This is a genomic window from Brevundimonas sp. Leaf168 (genome assembly GCF_001423685.1).
GTDB classification, from domain to species: Bacteria; Pseudomonadota; Alphaproteobacteria; order Caulobacterales; family Caulobacteraceae; genus Brevundimonas; species Brevundimonas vesicularis_C.
Genome location: NZ_LMOY01000003.1, coordinates 1 through 17267 on the forward strand (window position 1 = coordinate 1; position 17267 = coordinate 17267).

Annotated in this window: 9 protein-coding genes; 4 read left to right on the plus strand and 5 right to left on the minus strand. The window is 66.2% G+C overall.

Annotated elements, in window-relative coordinates:
* Positions 1–684, minus strand: a 684-nt coding sequence (locus ASF81_RS04680) for a glycoside hydrolase family 3 N-terminal domain-containing protein (protein WP_369814899.1), incomplete at its 3' end; no start/stop codon positions are given.
* 289 nt (positions 685–973) lie between these two features.
* On the opposite strand from ASF81_RS04680, the gene ASF81_RS04685 reads away from it, so the two are divergent.
* Together ASF81_RS04685 and ASF81_RS04690 are read left to right on the plus strand one after the other, a co-directional pair.
* A complete protein-coding gene (locus tag ASF81_RS04685) occupies positions 974–3241 on the plus strand; it encodes a sialidase family protein (RefSeq protein ID WP_082503450.1) in 2268 nt (755 codons plus the stop codon).
* On the plus strand, positions 3238–4857 hold the full coding sequence (locus tag ASF81_RS04690) for an alpha-L-fucosidase (RefSeq protein ID WP_055805614.1): 1620 nt from the start codon (positions 3238–3240) through the stop codon (positions 4855–4857). The genes ASF81_RS04685 and ASF81_RS04690 overlap by 4 nt, the downstream gene beginning before the upstream one ends.
* Before the next feature lie 4 nt (positions 4858–4861).
* Here ASF81_RS04690 and ASF81_RS04695 read toward each other — a convergent pair whose 3' ends face one another.
* From ASF81_RS04695 to ASF81_RS04710, 4 genes are all read right to left on the minus strand, one after another.
* Positions 4862–6823 (minus strand): sialate O-acetylesterase, encoded by a 1962-nt coding sequence (locus ASF81_RS04695; protein ID WP_055805619.1) that lies wholly within the window; start codon positions 6821–6823, stop codon positions 4862–4864.
* Between the two features lie 291 nt (positions 6824–7114).
* Positions 7115–10051, minus strand: coding sequence for a TIM-barrel domain-containing protein (locus tag ASF81_RS04700; RefSeq protein WP_156363151.1), 2937 nt, complete (start codon positions 10049–10051; stop codon positions 7115–7117).
* A 29-nt stretch (positions 10052–10080) separates the two neighbouring features.
* The gene (locus ASF81_RS04705) at positions 10081–11727 is read right to left on the minus strand and encodes a DUF5597 domain-containing protein (RefSeq protein ID WP_055805624.1); all 1647 of its coding nucleotides are present in this window, start codon (positions 11725–11727) and stop codon (positions 10081–10083) included.
* Between the two features lie 72 nt (positions 11728–11799).
* Positions 11800–14694: a TonB-dependent receptor gene (locus ASF81_RS04710; protein ID WP_235559239.1), complete on the minus strand. Its 2895-nt coding sequence runs from the start codon at positions 14692–14694 to the stop codon at positions 11800–11802.
* Between the two features lie 285 nt (positions 14695–14979).
* Here ASF81_RS04710 and ASF81_RS04715 point away from each other — a divergent pair, with 285 nt between their 5' ends.
* Together ASF81_RS04715 and ASF81_RS04720 are read left to right on the plus strand one after the other, a co-directional pair.
* On the plus strand, positions 14980–16491 hold the full coding sequence (locus ASF81_RS04715; RefSeq protein ID WP_055805626.1) for a tryptophan halogenase family protein: 1512 nt from the start codon (positions 14980–14982) through the stop codon (positions 16489–16491).
* A partial coding sequence (locus ASF81_RS04720) for a tryptophan halogenase family protein (RefSeq protein ID WP_162237574.1) occupies positions 16488–17267 on the plus strand: 780 nt, incomplete at its 3' end. The genes ASF81_RS04715 and ASF81_RS04720, both read left to right, overlap by 4 nt.

The window sequence follows — 17267 nt, forward strand, 5'->3', positions numbered from 1 at the left end:
GGCATAACCTTCATACGTCCGGCCCCAACGGTCGTCCTGCGGTACGGCCAGGGTCGGGCCAAAGGTCCAGTCGGCGCCGGTCACAGCGACTTCCAGCGCGGTCGCCTCGCCGATGCGGCGGATTAGGTCAGGATCGCGCGCGGCGCCCAGGCCGATGTTGTGCGGAAAGATGGTGGCGCCGACGATATTGTTGTGACCGTGCACCGCGTCGATGCCGTAGATCAGCGGCACCTTGGCGCCCGGACGCTGGGCCGCCGCCGCACGGAAGGCCTGAGCCAGTTCGACCCATTTCTGGGCCGAGGCGCGCTCGTCCCCGCCCGGCGAAGAGTTGCCGCCCGCCAGGATCGAGCCCAGCGGATAGGTCAGCAGGTCTTCAGGCTTGATGGAGGCGATGTCCGCCTGGATCGTCTGGCCGACCTTCTCCTCCAGCGTCATCCTGCTCATCAGTTCGGTGACGAAGGCTTCCGTCGCCGCATCCGTCATCGCAGCCGGTGAGGCTGCGCGGGGCCAAAGCGCCGGGTGGGCGCGCGTCGCGTCGGTCACAATGGAGGCCTGGGGCGTGACGGCCTTAACCGGCGACGTCCGGGTCGCTCCCGTTGCCGCGCAGGCGGCGGTTGCGAGCGCGACGCCAAGTGCGAGGGCGGAAACAGCGCTGCGGCGCGCGTTCGGGATACGGAGGGTCATGTCGGGTCCGTCGGGCTGTCGGCGAAACTATGTGGCGAAAAACCCGGCGCGACCATTCAGGCCGCACCGGAAGTTCGCTCAGGGTGTGAAAAAATCCAGGCGTCGCCCCCCCCGCGCCGAAAGCGGCGAAATCCGTTTGAACCCGAGGTTCGCTCCCGACACGTCGTTGATCGACGCCTTGATTTTTACAGACGCAACTTGATGCACCTATGACAATGATGTCAACTACTGAAGTTAGCGCTAACATTGAGCGATGGAGCAACGTCGCCGGTGAGGGAGGAACGGCGGCATGACGACAGGCGTGACACGACGCACAGCCGGCTTAATGGCGTTTACCGCCGGGGCCATGGCGACCGCCGGTCGTGTGCAGGCAAGCGAACGTGGTCCCTATGTATGGCGCAATGTCGTCGTGGGCGCAGGCGGCTTCATTCCCGGCATCGTATTCAGTCCGATCGAGCGAGGCCTGGCCTATGCGCGGTCGGACATGGGCGGCGCCTATCGGTTCGACGCGGCCGCCGGTCGCTGGTCGCCGCTGATGGACTCCAGTCCCCGGTCCGGCGATTTCGGGATCGAGAGCATCGCCGCCGATCCGGTCGATCCCAACATCGTCCACGCAGCAGCGGGCGTTCACAGGGACGACCCCGGCGTGATGCTGCGCTCGACCGATCGTGGCGAGACATGGCGGCGAACCGACGTGCCCTTCCGCATGGGCGGAAATGAAGACGGCCGTGGTCTGGGCGAACGGCTGGCGATCGATCCCAACGACAACCGCATCCTCTATTTCGGATCCCGCCACGACAGCCTGCAGCGTTCCACCGACGGCGGCGCAAGCTGGCGCAAGGTGGACGGGTTTCCGCTCGAGGGCCTAGGAACGCCCAGCGACCGCGCCACCCACGGCGGGCTGAGCTTCGTCGTCTTCGATCCGCGCAGCGGTCGGCGCGGTCAGGGTTCGAAGACGCTCTTCGTCGGCGTCGCCGATCCGCACGAACATGCCCTCTATCGCTCCGACGACGCCGGTCGGACCTGGCAGGCCGTGGCGGGCGGGCCGCGCGCCGAACTGTCGGCGGCCAAGGCGGAGTTGGACGATCGCGGCGTCCTCTATGTGACCTGCACCATAGGCATCGGACCGAATGGGGTGACGGACGGCGCGGTCTGGCGGCTGGATACGAATACTGGCGCCTGGACCGACATCAGCCCGCCCCGACCGTCCGGCGGCTTCATGGGGATCGCGCTGGATCGTAAACGTCCGGGCGTGCTCATGGTCTCGACGCTCAACCGTTGGCGGCCGGGCGACACTATCTGGCGCAGCACCGACGACGGCCGAAGCTGGATCAGCCTGCGAGAGGCGGCCCGCCACGACGTCAGCGCGACCCCCTATCTGAATTGGGGCAACGACCGGCCGGACTTCGGCTGGTGGATCGCGGCCTTGGCGCTGGATCCGTTCGACGGGGACCGGCTGGTCTATGCGACAGGGGCCACCGTCTATGAGACGCGCAACCTGTCTGTCGCCGACCGCGAACAGCCGACAGACTGGACCCCATGGGTCGAGGGAATCGAACAGACGGCCGTCATCACCCTGGTCAGTCCGCCGAAGGGACCGCAACTGCTGACCGGCTTCGGCGACATATCCGGCTTCGCCCATGAAGACCTGAACCGCTCGCCCCAGCGCCAGTTCACCACCCCCGTCTTCGCCAACACCAATCAGATCGACTATGCGGGCGCCGCGCCCGACATCGTGGTGCGCAGCGGCACGCCGCACGAAGGCGTGGCCTCGGAGGGGCATGATGGCTCGACCCTGGCCTGGTCCGACGATGCCGGGCTGACCTGGAAGCCGCTGGGCCGACCCCGGCCGGCTTCGGGCGAGGCGCCGGTCGTCGCCGACAATCCGCGCATGGACCTGTATCGCGACGCGCCGATCACGGTGTCGGCGGACGGTTCGACCTTCGTGCTGGCGACGCCCCAGGTCGTCTGGTCGCGGGATCAAGGCCGGACGTGGAAGCCCACGGCGGGCCTGCCGCCTTTGCTGCGGCCGGTGGCCGACCGCAAGGATCCGATGCTGTTCTACGCCCTGGATTTCCGCACCGGCGCCTGGTTCGTCAGCGTGGACGGCGCCGAGAGCTTCGCCGCCGTGCCGTCGCGCGGCCTGCCCGCGAACATCGCCGATGATCTCCCGACCTGGCGCGAGACCGCCTTCCCGCTGAAGGCGACGCCCGATCATGAGGGCGATCTGTGGTTCGTATCGCGCAGCGGCCTTTATTACAGCCGCGACGGCGGTCAGCGGTTCGACCGGATTGATGGGGGGCTGAGCGTCGAGATGATGGACTTCGGCAAGCCGCGCGCCGGTTCGACCTACCCTGCCCTGTTCGCCATTGGCGCGCAGGGTCCGGTGCGGGGCGTGTTCCGTTCCGACGACAAGGGACGGACGTGGATCCGCGTCAACGACGACCGCCACGAATATGGACGACGGTTCAGGGCCGTCGCCGGCGATCCGCGCGTCTTCGGCCGGGTCTATGTCGCCACCGACGGGCGCGGCGTCGTCTATGGAGAACCGGCATGACCCTGTCTCGACGTGGACTGCTGGGCGCGGGGGCGTCGGCTTCGATGCTGGGGGCCTGCGCGACGACGCCGAGCGCCGCGACGGCCGGTCCGTTCAAGCCGACCTGGGACAGTTTGGCGGCGGGCTATCGGACGCCGGACTGGTTCCGGGACGCCAAGTTCGGCATCTGGTCACATTGGGGGCCGCAGTGCGTGCCGGAGGCCGGCGACTGGTACGGCCGGCAGATGTATATCCAGGGCAACCCCTTCTACGAGCACCACGTCGCGACCTACGGCCACCCCAGCCGGTTCGGTTTCATGGAGTTGATCGACCAGTTCAAGGGCGACAAGTGGGATACCGAGGGCCTGCTGGACCTCTATCAGGCGGCGGGCGCCCGCTACATCATGTCGATGGCCAACCACCACGACAATCTGGACCTGTTCGACAGCAGCCATCACGCCTGGAACACGATGCGGGTCGGGCCCAAGCGCGACATCGTCGGCACATGGGAGAAGGCTGTGCGGGCGCGGGGCCTCCGGTTCGCCGTGTCGAACCACGCTGCGCACGCCTGGCATTGGTGGCAGACGGCGTACGGCTATGACGCCGAAGGCCCGCTGAAGGGCGTACGCTACGACGCGGCGCGGCTGACCAGAGCGGACGGCGCCGGCAAATGGTGGGACGGGCTGGACCCACAGGAGCTCTATACCGGCCCGACCTTCGCTCCGCCCGACGGCATCGGCTCCATCGCCGAGATGAACGCCTGGCACGATGCGCGCGACGGCCAGTGGATCGAGACGCCGCCCACGAACAACCCGGCCTTCGTGCGGTCTTGGGTTCTGCGCCAGCGCGACCTGATCACCAAATACAAGCCGGACATGGTCTATTTTGACAACTACGGCCTGCCGCTGGGGCGGTACGGGCTGGAGGCGACGGCCGAGTTCTACAACGCCTCTCTGGCCTGGCGGGGCGAACTGCCGGTCGTGAACGGCAAGCGGCTGGACGACCGTCAGCGCAAGGCGATCACCGAGACGGTCGAGCGCGGCTTCTCGGACAGCCTGAAGCCTGAGCCGTGGCAGACCGACACCTGTATCGGCGACTGGCACTACAACCGCGCCCGCTTCACCGGCCACTCCTATGTCCCGGCCCACAGCGTGGTGCAGCGGCTGGTGGATGTGGTGTCGAAGAACGGCAACCTGATGCTGAACATCCCCCAGCGCGGCGACGGGTCGATCGACAGCGACGAGCGCCAGATCCTAACGGACATCGCCGCCTGGATGACGGTCAACGGCGAGGCCATTTTCGACACCCGCCCCTGGCGCATCTATGGCGAGGGACCGACGGCCGTGGTCGCCGGGATGCATGGCGAGGGGGCGGCGCGGCCATGGACTGGCCAGGACGTCCGCTTCACCACCAAGGGCCAGACCCTCTACGCCTTCGCGCTGGACTGGCCGCAGGACCGGAAGATGGTCGTGCGGGCGCTGACCCAGCAGGTGGGGCGTGTCGAGGCGGTCGAACTGCTGGGCGGCGGCGCCCTGCCCTTCCGTCAGACGGACGAGGGTTTGACCATCGACCTGCCGGCCCAACGGCCCGTCGCCACAGCGCCCGCCATGAGGCTGAGGGGCGCGGGGCTAGTCTGACCGCTTAGCGGATCTCCGCCTCGAACGGAACCGCCGGTAGACCGGCCGGGCCGTAAATGTTGCAGACCGGGCTGTCGGCCCAGCAGAAGCGGACCTTGAGGTCGCTCGCGCCGGCGGACGACAGCACCACCTCGTTTTGTGAAAGCGTCGCGTCGACGAAGCGGCAGGCGTCGTCGGCCCCGCACAGCTCGAACCCGACGAGGCGGTTCGATCCATAGACGACCAGCTGAGCCGAGGCGGCGTAGCGGACGTGGACGCCGTCGGCGGCGCGGGTCACAGACACCGGCTGCGGCGAGACGGGCTGCGTCTCGCCGTCGAGACGACGGGCCTCCAGCGCCAGGCGGCGCCCCACTTCCAGCTTGTTGGTGGGATGGATGTCGTAGCGGTCGCCGATGTCGATAGCGACGGCGAGGCCCGCCAGAGGATCGGCGTTGACGACCGTGCGCTGGCTTTCGCGCAGGGCCGCCCAATAGGAGTTGGTCGGCTGGCTGGCCATCGGGCCGAAGTTGGCCAGTTGCACCACCAGCATCCGCATGTCGGGGTTTTCGAACCGGGCGCGCCAGTCGGCGAACAGGGCGGGCAGCAGGCGGCGATAGCCGACATAGTCGCCGATGTTCGACTCGCCCTGGTACCAGGCCATGCCCTTCAGGCCATAGGCGCCCAGGGGTTCGATCATGCCGTTGTAAAGGGTCGTCGTGCCGCTGCCGCCGATCCAGGGCGTGCGCGGAGGGTTGGGCAGGTCGCCCAGCGGGGCCGCGACCCGGTGACGCCAGCCCGACGACAGGCTGACGGCCGTGCCGTCTGCGAGCACCAGGCGCTTGTTCGCCGCCGGTCCCCAGGCGCCGCCGCCGCCGTTCGTGTCCAGCACGCCGACCGAGATCAGATTGCGGCCGGCCTTCAGCGTTCCTGCAGGTAAGGCGTAGGTGCGCGGCGTGTCCCAGCCCTGCTGGCCGCCCACGTATCGGCCGTTGACCCAGGTGACGTCGGCGTCGTCCACGGGCCCCAGCTCCAGCGTCGCGGCCTGACGGGCCTGGGCGGCGGTCAGTTCGATTTCCTTGCGCAGCCAGACGATGCCGTCGAAGGTGGCCAGCCCCGGCACGGTGGACTCCCAGAAACCCTCGGCCGGGATCGGCGCCCAGTCGGCGTCGTTCGTGCGCGCCAGATGCCAGCCCTGTTTCGTGCCGGGATCGTTGGCCCGCCACCAGTCCTGGGTCACACGCCGCCAGATCGCGTCGCCCTGGGCCGGATCGCGGGCGTAGGCGTCCAAGGCCTTCAACGCCTGCTGATGGCCGCCCAGCTTTTCGACGGCGTCGCGGCTCAGCCAATCCTCGATGATCGACCCGCCCCAGGAGGCGGCGATCAGGCCGACCGGCACGTCTTCGGCCCGACGCAGGTCGCGGCCCATGAAATAGCAGGCGGCCGAGAAATCACGCACGCTTTGCGGGCTGGTGACGCGCCACTGGCCGACGGCGCGAGGCGTTGCGGACGGCGCCGGCAGGCTGGAGCGACCGACCAGGAAGAGGCGGATATTGGCGTCGTTCGCGGCGCCGATCTCGCTCTCCGCATTCGTGGCCTGACGGACGGCGAACTCCATGTTCGACTGGCCTGAACACAGCCAGACATCCCCGATCATGATGTCGGAGACGCTCTGGCTCGCGCCGCCCGACTGGGCCGTCAGGACATAGGGGCCGCCGGCGGTCAGGGTCGGAAGGGTCGCACGCCAGACGCCGTCGGCGCCGGCCGTCGCCTGGATCTGCGCTTGGCCCAGGCCGACCGAGACGGCGGCGCCGGGCACGGCCCTGCCCCACACCTTGATCGGACGGCCGCGTTGCAGGACGGCGTGGTCCTGGAACATGGGGTCGAAAAGCGTAGGCGTGGCGGCCGTCTGGGGCTGGACCTGCGCCTGGGCGGGCGGCGCCCCCGTAAGCGCGGCGACAGCCGCAGCGGCAAGCAAGAACGAGCGCATCCGCGCCTCCTATCTGTCCGCCGCAGCGGAAAGTTCGAAATTGCACTGCACCCCGAAATGGCGTGCAAAGTGCAAGACAGTGCAATTTCCGGCCGTCCGACCATCAGCCGAAAGGCCAAGTGAATTCTTCGCCGCCGTCGGGATCGGGGGCCGAGGATGTCAAAGATCAGGTCCCGATCATAAGGCCGCTGGACACCCTGTATGGGAAGCGCCCCGATCTTTCTTCAAAGTCTCGTCAAGACAACAGGTTGAGCATCGACATCGTGTCCTATGTCGATGCTCTGTCTCGATCTAGCGCCGAACCTCCACGGCCTGTCCGTCGTACTGGATCGTCTTGGCCGGGGCGGCGTCGAAGTTGCCGACATCGGCGCCCGGCCCGCTGACGAAGCGCACATTGATGGTGCGGTTCGCCGGCATGGTCGGATACGAACCCGTCCGCGCGCCGATGGTCAGGACGCCGGTCGCATCGTTCCAGGTCATGGGGATTTTGGAGAACTCGCCGCGCTCATAGGCGTAGGTCGTGCCCTGATCCTCATACAGCGAGAACGAACCGTTGGCGCCGGTATAGACGATAAGCGTCAGCGGGCCGTCCAGTTTCTCGGCCGTGTACTGGATCGCCGGGCCGGTGGGCAGGATGGAGCCGGCGCGGACGAAGACCGGGATCTTGTCCTCGGGCGCCTGGACCGTGACGGAACGACCGCCCGCGAACTTCTGGCCCGTCAGCATGTCGTACCAGTCGGCGCCTTGCGGGAAATAGACCGAGCGGCTGCGCGCCTTGTATTCCGTGACCGGGGCAACCAGCAGGGCATGGCCAAACAGATACTGGTCGTTGATGTCGCGCGCCTTGAGGTCGGACGGGAAGTCCATGACCAGGCCGCGCATGATGGTGGCGTCACGCTGATAGACGTCGCCGGCCAGGCTGTAGATGTAGGGCATCAGCCGGTAGCGGGTCCGCAGCTGGGCGGCATAGGCGTCGTAGAGCGGCGTGCCGGGCTGGGCCAAGTTGTAGACCTCGCGCAGCGGGAACTCGCCGTGCGAACGGAAGATCGGCGACCAGGCGCCAAACTGGAACCAGCGCAGGTTCAGCTCGTCCCATTCGGCCTTGTCCTCGGGCTTCATGCCGGCGGGATTGGAGTAGCGCGTCTCGACCGCGAAGCCGCCGATGTCGTGGGTCCAGTTGGCCAGGCCCGACAGGCCGGTGTTCACGCCCGCCGAGATCTGGTCCTTCAGATTGTCCCAGCGCGCCACCACGTCGCCCGACCACAGGGTCGAGCCGGTGCGTTGCAGGCCGCCCCAGGCAGAGCGGGTCAGGATATAGGTCCGCTCGTCGCCCTTCTCGCGCCGGAAGTTGTTGTAGACGTTCTCGGCGTTGACCAGCGGATAGGAGTTGAAGACATAGGCGCCGGGACCGATGGCGGTCGGCCCCATGCGCAGGGTCCGCTCGGGAATGTCCAGATTGGAGTGCATGTCCGGCTCGACCGAATCCAGCCACCAGCCGTCGAAGTTCATGCCCTTGAAGCTGTCGGACATCTGCTTCCAGTACAGGTCGCGGGCGGCGGGCAGATACGGGTCGTAGAAGCTGTTGGCGTAGCCGGGTCCGACCCAGTCGCGCGCGCCGACATCGACGTTGCGGGTATACATGCCGCCGATGGCGTCCAACTGCTTGTAGTGATCCGTCGTCGGATAGAATTTTGGCCAGACCGAAATGATGATGTTGGCGTTCATGTCGTGAACGTCCTTGACCATCTGGGTCGGGTTCGGGAAGCGCGCGGGGTCGAAGTGGTGTGAGCCCCAAGCGTTTTCAGGCCAGTAGAACCAGTCCTGAACGATGTTGTCGATCGGCAGCCCCAGCTCGCGATAGCGCCGTACGACGCCGGTGACCTCGTCCTGGGTGTTGTAACGCTGGCGGCTCTGCCAGAAGCCGTAGGCCCAGCGGGGCAGCATCACCGACTTGCCGGTCAGACCGCGATAGTTCGAGATCACTCCGTCCAGATCGTCGCCGCCGATATAGTAGTAGTCGATGGCCGTGCCGACTTCCGAGGCCAGGCTGAGCGCGCCCTGATCGGCGGCGGGCAGCGGATCCTGGTGACGCAGCGAGATATAGCCGTCTTCGGGGATCCATTCGATCTTGATCGGCACGCGCGTATTGGCGGCCATCTGGACCTGGAAGTCGTGATCGAACGGGTTCCAGTTCTGGCGCCAGTTGTCCTCGACCATCCGCCCATCGATCCAGACCTTGGCGTAGCCCGAGGAGTAGAGGCGGAACTTGTGCAGGCCGGCGGTCGCGGTTTCCAGCGTGCCTTCCCAGACGACCTTGACGCCCGCCTGGCCGGGCTTGCCCATGTCGCCGGTCTGGACCGGCTGGCCCGGTTGCGACTTGAAGCCCTCGGGCCAGCGCGACCATTCGCGGATGAACTCGTAGTTCACCTCGGTTTCCTGACGCTGAACCTTGAGCTGGTCATTCTGATAGTAGCTGGCGGTCAGGCCGCCAAACCGGCCAGTGGCGTCGCGGACGATGAACTGGTCCGCAATCATGCCGTAGGGGCGCGGGTCGCCGAAGCGCGTGATCGAGTTGTTGTCCCACAGGACGCCGTAGTTGCGGCTGGACACCACCAAAGGAATGCCGACGTCGATGTTGTGCTGGGCCAGCTGAACGTCGTGACCCTTGTAGTTCATCACGCCCTGCTGGTGCTGACCCAGGCCGTAGAAGGCCTCGTCGTCGGGGCTTTCCCAGACCTGACGCGTGGCCAGGAAGCGGTGATTGCCCTGCTGGTCCTCGACCGTGACGGGGCTGAGTTCGCGGCTGCCGGGCCGCTCCTTCAGCACCTCTTGGCCGTTTTCGTCGAGGAAGCGAACGGCGCCGGTCTCGCGCGAGACTTCCGCCGTCGCCTCGGCGGTCTTCAGCACGACCAGGTCGCCGCGGGTCTCGATCTGGAACGGCGTCGTGGTCGAGGGCTGGGCCGTGACCATCAGGCTGGCGGGCAGTTCGAGGTCCGCATTCTCGGTCGCGGTGACGCGGATGGTCTCGGGACCATAGACCTCAAGCCGGACGCGGCGGGCGGCGCCCTCGGCCGGTGTGACGACGATGCCGCTGGCCGTGCGTTCGAACGCGGCCTGCTGGATGGCCCCGGCGGAGGCGCCGTTCATCAGCCCCTGCCCTGCGCAGGCGGCCAAAGGGGCGGTCATCAGGGCGGCCAGGAACAGGCGGCGGGCGAGGGTCGGGATCATGGCGGGCGCTCGCGTTACTCTTGCAGGGTTCAGTAGGTGGCCGTGACGACGCGCAGCAGCTGCGGTCGATCGGTGGAGAAGTTCAGGCCGTAATCGACCTGGTCGCCGTTCCAGATGCGTTCGAACACCCATTTGCCAGCGTCGTCGAAATGGCCTTCCTCGACGCGCAGGACCATGCGGCGCTTGCCGTCGGTCGAAGGCTTGGCGGCGAAGTCGATGCGGATGCGGTGACCGGCCAGGATGAATTGACCCGGCTCGATCTCGGCGATGGCGATGGCCCCGTTCGGCTGGGCCGAGGCGGCGGGCACGTCATTGGGATCGATAGGCTGGCTGCTCGGTCCGAACTGCCAGCGCTGATAGCCAGTTGTGGCGGTCCAATCGCCCAGGTCGATGACCTCGGGCTTGCGGTCGTCGGGTTCGGCTGCGCCCCAGACCTTGCCCTCGAAGGCCAGACGCGCCCAGGTGCGCTGCCACGGTCCGATCAGGCGATAAAGGTTGCGGAACGGCTCCAGCGTCTTCTCGGTGATCTCCTTGGCGCCCAGCGGATAGTTGGAATAGCCGGTGCAATCGATGCCGAAGGGCGAAAAGCCGATGCCGCCCCGACCCAGCGTCTCCATCAGATAGCGGGCGTACTGGGTGTCGCTGCCGGTCTCGGCGACGAACAGGGCGTTGTCGGGGCGGGTGTAACGATCCAGGTGGGCTTCGTATTCGCCCGACTTACGCGTGTAGATGTCGGGCGACAGGAAATCGATGGACGGGGCCGCCGCCTTCCAGATCTCGATCACGTTCCATGTCGGACCGCCGGACGCATAGGTGGCGGGATCCTGATCGTTCGTCGGGTCGCGCAGGGCGGCGTTGACGTACATCGGCAGCGGATATTCCGCCTTGCCGGCGGCGGCGACCTGACCGACGTAGCGACCGATGGACCAGGCGTGGAAGAACTCGTCCGCATCCTTGCCGAAGACGGCGGCCCACGTTCCGGGGGCCTTGCCGGTGCGGTCCAGCAAGGCCTGGGGCACGGGACCGTTGAAGGCGACGCGGGCGGCGGGGGAATAGTCGCGCACGGGGCCGTAGGTGCCGACCTCGTTCTCGGGCTGGACCATGATGACGGTGCGCTCGCGCTCGTCGACCTGGCGGATGTGACGCATCAGGGCGGCGAAGGCGCGGGCGTCGGCGGCCAGCGTCTCGGCACCGTAGGGCGACAGGGCGTAGCTTTCCTTGCCACTCTTCTCGATCAAATGGGGGAAACGCTCGGGGTTCAACTTGACCCAGGCGGGGGCATAGGCCGGGGCAGTGTTCTTCCAGGTGGCGAACCACAGGAAGACGACGCGCATATCATTGGCGCGGGCCTGTTCGATGGCGTGATCGACAAAGGAGAAGTCGAAACGCCCCTCCTCCGGCTCGATCTGCTCCCAGCCCAGCGGGATCTGGACTGTATTGGCGCCGATATAGCGCAGCGCCGGCCAGGCCTGAGCCAGCGGCGCCGGATAGTTGGACGAGTTGTTGACCTGTCCGCCCAGGATGGTGAAGGGCGCGCCGTCGATCATCAGGGCGTGACGACCATTTCGCTCGACCAGTTGCGGAATGGGCGACTGAGCCAGAACCGGCGAGGCCGCTGCGGCGACCAGAGCCGCAGCAGACAAGGCTGCGGCGAGCCCGCGTGTGAAATAGCCCATCGCCGCCTCCCAACGTCGACAAGAAAAAGATCGGGGCGCCGACGACCACCAGCGCCCCGTTGCCCAAGCCGATCAGAAGGCGGCGCGCAGCACCACCGCGATCCGGCGGTCGGTATCGACCCAGTTATAAGGCGGTTTGCGGGTCTCGCTGCCCACCTTCAAGACCGTCCGTTCGTTCAGGATATTGGTCGACTGTACGCCGATCTTAATGTCCTTGGTCAGGTTATAGAAGATCGAGCCATCCAGTTGGCCGTAGTCGCTGGCCCATACCGGCGCATTCACGTTCGCCGCCGAGGTCGTCAGCAGATATTCCTCGCGCCAGTTGTAGGCCAAGCGCGCGGAGATGCCGTACTTCTCATACAGGATGGCGGCGTTGTAGCTGGTGCGAGACATGCCCTCGAGCGGCAGGGTGCTGTCTGCGGCGGCGCCGTTCTGGGTCGTGTCCAGGATGTTCTGGCTGGTGTTCTTGCCGCCGTCCGAGCTGATGTAGGTGAAGTTGCCCTGGAAGCCGAGGCCGCTGAAGGCGCCCGGCAGGAAGTCGAAGAACTGCGAATAGGCCAGCTCGAAGCCGTCCACCGTGCCCTCGGCGCCGTTGGTGTAGCGCGTGATCAGGAAGTCGTAGGTGACGCCGCCGTTGGTGATCGACTGCGTTTCCGTGCCGGTGAAGATGTAGTCCTTGATGTCCTTGTGGAAGGCCGCGAACGTCAGGCTTCCGGTGGGCGCGAAATACCACTCCAGGCTGGCGTCGTAGTTCGTCGCCGTGATCGGACGCAGCGCCGGATTGCCGCCCACGCCGGTGAAGGGCGTGGTTGGGTTCAGGGTGTAGCCGTCGGGCTGGAAGTTGATCGACAGGTTGGTGAACGGCTGGAGCTGATACATCTCGGGCCGCACCATGGCGCGCGAGATCGCAAAGCGAGCCTGCAGGGTGTCGCTGAGGAACCCACGCAGGTTCAGGCTGGGCAGCCAGTTGGTGTAGCTGCTTTCGACCGGCTGTCCGTCCAGGGATCCGCCGTTCACGAACCGAACCGCCTGATTGAAGGCCGCACAGTTGGCGCCCGGCGCGTTGGCTGGCGGACAGGCGCCCTGGATGGACGGCAGGGTGGTCACCGTGTTGGAGGTGGTCTTGGTGTCCACCGCGCGCAGGCCGATGTTGCCGTCGAAGGCGCGGCCGAAGAAGCCGGTGTCATTGCCGAACCGGGCATAGACGTAAGCGGCCTGCGTCTTCTCGGTCAGCTCCGTGATGCCGCCGTTGCCGCCGCCAAGGCGATAGCTTTCATAGTCGTCGCTGAGCGGCGTCCAACCCCAGCCCGAGCTCTCTGTGTTGCGCAGGATATCGTAGGCATAGGCCGTGCCCTGGTTCAGCAGGCTTTCAGCCGGGAACCACGCCACGCCCGGAACCGGCGCATCGCCGCGGAAGAAGTTGTCGAAACGATAGAGGGTAGACGAGTTCGGCAGACGCGGGTCCTGCGTGCCGCCCGGATAGCCCGTGTCGTCCAGATAAACGACTGCGCCGCCGCCGTTGCCCCAGTACTGGTTGGACAACAGGCCCCAGTTATAGCCGGTCTGGCGGTTGGTGTAGTTCTTCTCGGTGCCGCGAACGCCGAAGGCGACGGATTTGAAGAAGGACGAGTTCTCGTCGAAGTCGTAACGGGCGTCCAGGCGACCCGCCAGTTCGTCGGCTTCGTTGTCCTCGATGTGATCCATGGCCGCCGCCCACCAGTAGGCGGACTTGTCTTCAGGCGTGCCGCCGGTGGAGGTCACGGTCGGCAGATCGCCGTCGATGGTGATCGACAGGTCCGGACGGTTCTGAAGCTGAGTGAAGGCCGTCATCGAATAGATTTCGGCCGAGGACTTCACATATTGCAGATCGCCCGAGAACGACCAGGCGCCGCCAGGCGTGTACTGGAAATTCAGCGCGACATCGCTGGTCTTCTTGGTGTCGTCGCCGACGCGGGTGTCGGTGTTCCAGGTCGCGGCCGGAATATTGCCGCTCAGGAAGACGTTCTGGTCGTCATACCGATAGCTGGAGTTGGGCGAGACGATGCTGTCGGTGCCCAGCGCATATTCGACATTGTAGGCGTCGGCCTGCGAAGCCAGACCCTGCAGGGTGAACAGCCACTGATCGTTCGGGCGCCATTGGGCGGCCAGTGCGACGGCGGTGCGCTTCTGCTCCCAGTCGATCGTGCGCCAGCCCAGATATTTGGGCACGAACACAGTCTCGCCAGCCGTTCCCGAACCATCGGTGCTGGCGTTGCCGGCGTTGAGGGTCACGGGATCATAGCGGTCGACCGAGATCGAATCCGTGCGGTTGCCGACGTTGGAAACGCTGACGTTGGCCAGCAGGCCGATCTCGCCGATGCCGGTTTGCCAACGATCGGTCGCCAGGATGCTGCCCGACCAGAAACCTTTTTCGGACAGGTCGCCGTAGTTGTAGTCGGCGTTGATCGCCAACAGCGGGTCGCTGTTGTCGAAGGGAACCCGGGTCCGCAGATTGGTCGTGCCGGCGATGCCGCCCTCGATCATGTTCGCCGCGACGTTCTTGTAGACGTCCACGCCGGCGAGCAGGTCCGCCGACACGTCCTCGAAGCTGAGCCCGCGACCGTTCGAGGCCGAGAAGATGTCGCGGCCGTTGGTTTCGGAACGCACCCACGACAGGCCGCGGATGAAGACGCCGCCGCCCTCTGCCGCCAGACGGGCCGGATCGCGTGCGGCGTTCGTGCGCTGAAGGGTGACGCCTGGAATGCGCTGCAAGGCCTCCGACACCGAGCGGTCCGGCAGGGCGCCGATATCCACGGCGGTCACCGAATCGACGATGACCTCTGAGTTCTTCTTGATGGCCTGGGCCGAGCGGAGCTGGGCGCGGATGCCGGTGACCACGACCTCATCGACCGTCGTCGCATCATCCGACTGGGCCGGGGCCTGTTGGGCCAACACGGCGGTCGGCAGCGTCGCCGCGACCGTAAGCAAGGATGCTCCGCAAAGCAGAGCGACGCGACGAACGTGATTTTGACGAGACATCGGTCTCAGAACCTTCCTGCTGGTCGCGCCCGTCGCTTATTGACGACGTAGGGCGACATCCCTCCCGACGTGAACTCACCCACCCTTCGATGGCATGATCACCTTTCAAGGATGCACAAGTTTTCATGAGCTGAAAAGCATTTTCTGTTAGCGCTACCACAATAGCGCCGCGACGATCCTTGGCTATTAGATGCCGACACAGGATCCGCGCCAAGCGGGCGACGGGGAAGAAGCATGAGCGACCAGCCAGAACCGGTGCGCCACATCGCCATCGTGGGCGGCGGAACGGCCGGTTGGATGGCCGCCGCCGCATTGGGCCGAGCTTTCACCCGCGCCCAGGGTCTGGCCTTAATGATCACCCTGATCGAATCGGAATCCATCGGCACGGTGGGCGTGGGCGAGGCCACGATTCCGCCCATCCGACAGTTCGTCCAGACGATCGGGCTGTCCGAGGAGGATTTCATCCGCTCGACGGCCGCGACCGCCAAACTGGGCATCGCCTTCAAGGATTGGATTGCGCCGGGCTCGGAATATTTCCACGGCTTCGGCGACTATGGTCCGACCGTCGCAGGACAGGCCTGGCGGCAATATCTGTTTCGCCTGAAGGCCGCCGGTCGGATCGACGGCCTTGATCCCTGGTCCATGCCGACCGCCATGGCCCGAGCCGGCAAGTTCGCCCCGCCGGTCGAGGACAGCCGTTCGGTGCTGTCCCACTATTCATACGCCTATCAGTTCGACGCCGGCTTGTTTGCACGGCGGCTGAGAACGCTGGCGGAAAAGCTGGGCGTCGTCCGGCGCGAAGGGCGGATCACGGGTGTGGATCGCGACGGCGAGACCGGTCTGGTGCGAGCCGTGACGCTGGAAGACGGCGGCGAGGTCGAGGCGGACCTGTTCATCGACTGCTCGGGTTTTCGAGGCCTGTTGATCGAACAGACGATGCAGGCGGGATATGAGGAATGGACGCATTGGCTGCCGTGCGACCGCGCGGTCGCCGTGCCGTGCAGCTCGAGCCTGGCGCCCGAGCCCATCACCACGGCGCGTGCGCGAGAAGCCGGCTGGCAGTGGCGCATTCCCCTGCAGCACCGGGTCGGCAACGGCTATGTCTATTCCAGCGATCACGTGGACGATCAGACGGCGCTGGACGACCTGCTGGGCCAGATCGAGTCGGAGCCGTTGGCTGAGCCAAATCGGTTGAGGTTCGTCACCGGGCGGCGACGCGAGGCCTGGAAGGGCAATGTGGTGTCGCTGGGACTGGCGTCCGGCTTTGTCGAACCGCTGGAGTCCACCAGCATCAACCTGATCCAGACCGGCATCGGGCGGTTGCTGGAGATGTTCCCCGACCGCAGCTTCGATCCGGCCCTGATCCGCGAATACAATCGACGCTCGGCCCAGGAGTTCGAGCGCATCCGCGACTTCATCATCCTGCACTATCATCTGGCCGGTCGCGCCGGCGCGATGTGGGACCGATGCCGCGAAACGGCGCCGCCCGATACGCTGATGGAAAAGATCGAACTGTTCCACGCGCGCGGGGAGGTCGGCCTGCTGGAGGACGAATCTTTCCGCGAAGACAGTTGGGCTGCGGTGTTCACCGGCCTGGGCACTTGGCCCAAACAGCCGTCTCCGCTGGTCTGTATCGACGATCTGGAGACCGTGGATCGACAGGCGCGGCAGTTCGCGCAACTGATCGCACGGGCGGCCGCCGCTCTGCCCGACCACTCCACCACCTTCACCGGTTACGCACGATGATCCCTGCCCCACTGAAGCGTATTCTGATCGTCGGGGGCGGCACGGCCGGCTGGATGGCCGCCGCCGCGCTGGCGCACGTCACGCGCGGCACGGTGAAGGTCGAGTTGGTCGAGTCGGAGGTTATCGGCACGGTCGGCGTCGGCGAGGCCACCATTCCGCCGATCCTGCTGTTCAACCAGTTGCTGGGCATCGACGAGAACGAATTCGTTCGCGCCACTCAGGCGACCTACAAGCTGGGCATCCAGTTCAACGACTGGTTCCAGAAGGGCAGGAGCTATTTCCACCCGTTCGGAACCTATGGCACGCGCATCGACGCCGCCTCATTCCACCAATATTGGCTGAGGCTGAACAAGGCGGGGCTGGACGACAACCTGGACGCCTATTCCGTCACGACGATGGCGGCGCGCATGGGCCGGTTCACCCGGCCTGACACCGACCCGCGCGGCGCTGGCTCGCAGATGACCTACGCCTTCCATTTCGACGCCGGCCTGTACGCCAGGTTCCTGCGTCAGCGCGCCGAGTCGCAAGGCGTGGTGCGGCATGAGGGCAAGATCGCCGACGTGCGCCTGCGCGACGGCGACGGCTTCATTCAGTCGGTGCGGTTGGACGACGGCCGCGAGCTGGAGGCGGACTTCTTCATCGACTGTTCGGGTTTCCGCGGCCTGCTGATCGAAGGCGCGCTGAAGACAGGTTACGAGGACTGGACCCACTGGCTGCCGGCCGACCGTGCGGTGGCCATGCCCTGCACCCGGGTCGGCGATCCGACGCCCTATACC

Excerpts from the sequence above, each read along its gene's own strand:
- ASF81_RS04695 (WP_055805619.1), bottom strand. The coding sequence starts at position 6,823 with ATGCGCTCGTTCTTGCTTGCCGCTGCGGCTGTCGCCGCGCTTACGGGG.
- ASF81_RS04685 (WP_082503450.1), top strand. The coding sequence starts at position 974 with ATGACGACAGGCGTGACACGACGCACAGCCGGCTTAATGGCGTTTACC.
- ASF81_RS04705 (WP_055805624.1), bottom strand. The coding sequence starts at position 11,727 with ATGGGCTATTTCACACGCGGGCTCGCCGCAGCCTTGTCTGCTGCGGCT.
- ASF81_RS04690 (WP_055805614.1), top strand. The coding sequence starts at position 3,238 with ATGACCCTGTCTCGACGTGGACTGCTGGGCGCGGGGGCGTCGGCTTCG.
- ASF81_RS04715 (WP_055805626.1), top strand. The coding sequence starts at position 14,980 with ATGAGCGACCAGCCAGAACCGGTGCGCCACATCGCCATCGTGGGCGGC.
- ASF81_RS04700 (WP_156363151.1), bottom strand. The coding sequence starts at position 10,051 with ATGATCCCGACCCTCGCCCGCCGCCTGTTCCTGGCCGCCCTGATGACC.